The sequence below is a fragment of the Tropicimonas sp. IMCC6043 genome, assembly GCF_004146235.1.
Classification (GTDB): Bacteria; Pseudomonadota; Alphaproteobacteria; order Rhodobacterales; family Rhodobacteraceae; genus Tropicimonas.
Genome location: NZ_SELO01000110.1, coordinates 1 through 1787 on the forward strand (window position 1 = coordinate 1; position 1787 = coordinate 1787).

Below are 1787 nucleotides of genomic sequence, written 5' to 3' on the forward strand. Positions count from 1 at the left end.
CCTTTTGGGGACCGCGGCGTTGTTTCAGTTGGGGAAGGCGTCGCGCATGGCGGCGAGGATGACGTGGGTGGAGGCGGCGCCGGGGTCGACATGGCCGACCGAGCGGGCGCCGAGCTTCTTCGACCGCCCCCGCCGGCTTTCCATGTCGCGCGTCGCCTCCGCGCCGGCGTGCGCGCCCTCGGCCGCGGCCGCGAGGACAGCGCCGGCATCCTCGCCCGCCGCCTCCGCCGCCCGCGCCGCCTCGGCCGCCGGCTGCCAGGCGTCGATCATCGTCTTGTCGCCGGGGGCCGCCCCGCCGCGCCCCAGGATCCCCGTCAGCATCCCCTCCACCCAGGCCGCCATCGCGCCCGCGTCGAGGTTCAGGCGGTCCGAGACCGCCTTGCCCGCGCTGTTGAACGCCCCCGCATAGAGCGGCCCCGAGGAGGCGCCCACCGCATCGAGAAACGCCTTCGCCGCCTTCGTGCAGGTCTGGCTGATCGTGTCTTCCTCCGGCGCCGCGGCGAGCGCGGCTGCCACCGCCTGCCAGCCGATATCCATCGTCACCCCGTGATCGCCGTCGCCGATCACCCCGTCGAGCTCCGAAAGCCGGTCCTTCTCCCGCGCGATCGCCGCCGCCGCCGACAGCAGCATCGCCCGGAAGACCTCCGGCGTCACCGGCCCCTCGGCCTTCAGCGACGCCCGGTCGACCGTGTCGGCGCGCCCCGCGGCGGCATAGTCCCGCGCCGTCCGCGTCGCGCCCGCGACCGCTGCGGGCGCAGCCCCCACCGTCAGCGCCGGCGTCCGGCAGGGATGCGCGAGAAAGCCCTTCAGCTCCGCGTCGAGCTTGATGAGCGTGACGGACGCGCCCGCCATCTCCATCGAGGTGCAGTATTCCCCGACCCAGCTCTGCCAGATCGTCACGCCCGCCTCGCCGAGGATCTGCGCCACCCGCCGCTGGATCAGGTAGAGCTCCATCAGACCGGTCGCCCCGAGCCCGTTCACCAGCACCGCCACCTCGTCGCCCGGCGCCGGGGCCATCTCGCCCAGGATCAGCCGCATCATCTCGTCGGTGACGTTGTCGGCCGTGTCGACCTTCGCGCGCCGCATGCCGGGCTCGCCGTGCAGCCCCATGCCGATCTCCATCTCGTCCGCGCCGATCTCGAAATTGGGCTTCAGCGTCTGCGGCATCGAACAGGCCGAGAGCGCCACCCCCATCGACAGCGTCGCCGCGTTGGCCTTCCGCGCCGCCGCCTCGACCTGATCGAGCGAGAGCCCCATGTCGGCCGCCGCCCCCGCCACCTTGAAGACGAAGAAATCGCCGGCGATGCCGCGCCGCTCGCCCGCCTTCTCCTTCGGCGCCGAGGCCACGTCGTCGATCACCGCCACCGAGCGCACGTCGATGCCGAGCTCGGCGCATTCCTCCGCCGCCATGTCGAAATTGAGCACGTCGCCGGTGTAGTTTCCGTAGAGAAACACCACCCCCGCGCCGCCATCGGCGGCCATCGCCGCCTCCTTGATATGCTCCGGGCTGGGCGAGGCGAAGACATTGCCCACCGCCGCCGCATCCGCCAGCCCCCGGCCGACATAGCCCGCAAAGGCCGGCTCGTGCCCCGACCCGCCGCCGATCACGATCCCAACCTTGCCGTCCCGGGGACCGTCCACCGCCACAACCGCGCGCCCCGTCGCCCCCTCCACCCGAAGCATCTCCGGATGCGCCAGAACCATCCCCTCGATCATCTCCGGAATGATCGCCTCGGGCGCGTTCATCAGCTTCTTCGTGTGCGTCTCGCTCATGCCGTCTTCCTCCC

General features: G+C 72.2%; 1 protein-coding gene. It reads right to left on the reverse strand.

Features of this window, described 5'->3' with window-relative positions:
• Window positions 1-24: 24 nt before the first annotated feature.
• On the reverse strand, window positions 25-1773 hold the full coding sequence (gene dhaL, locus EU800_RS25930) for a dihydroxyacetone kinase subunit DhaL (RefSeq protein ID WP_129636338.1): 1749 nt from the start codon (window positions 1771-1773) through the stop codon (window positions 25-27).
• Between the last annotated feature and the right edge of the window lie 14 nt (window positions 1774-1787).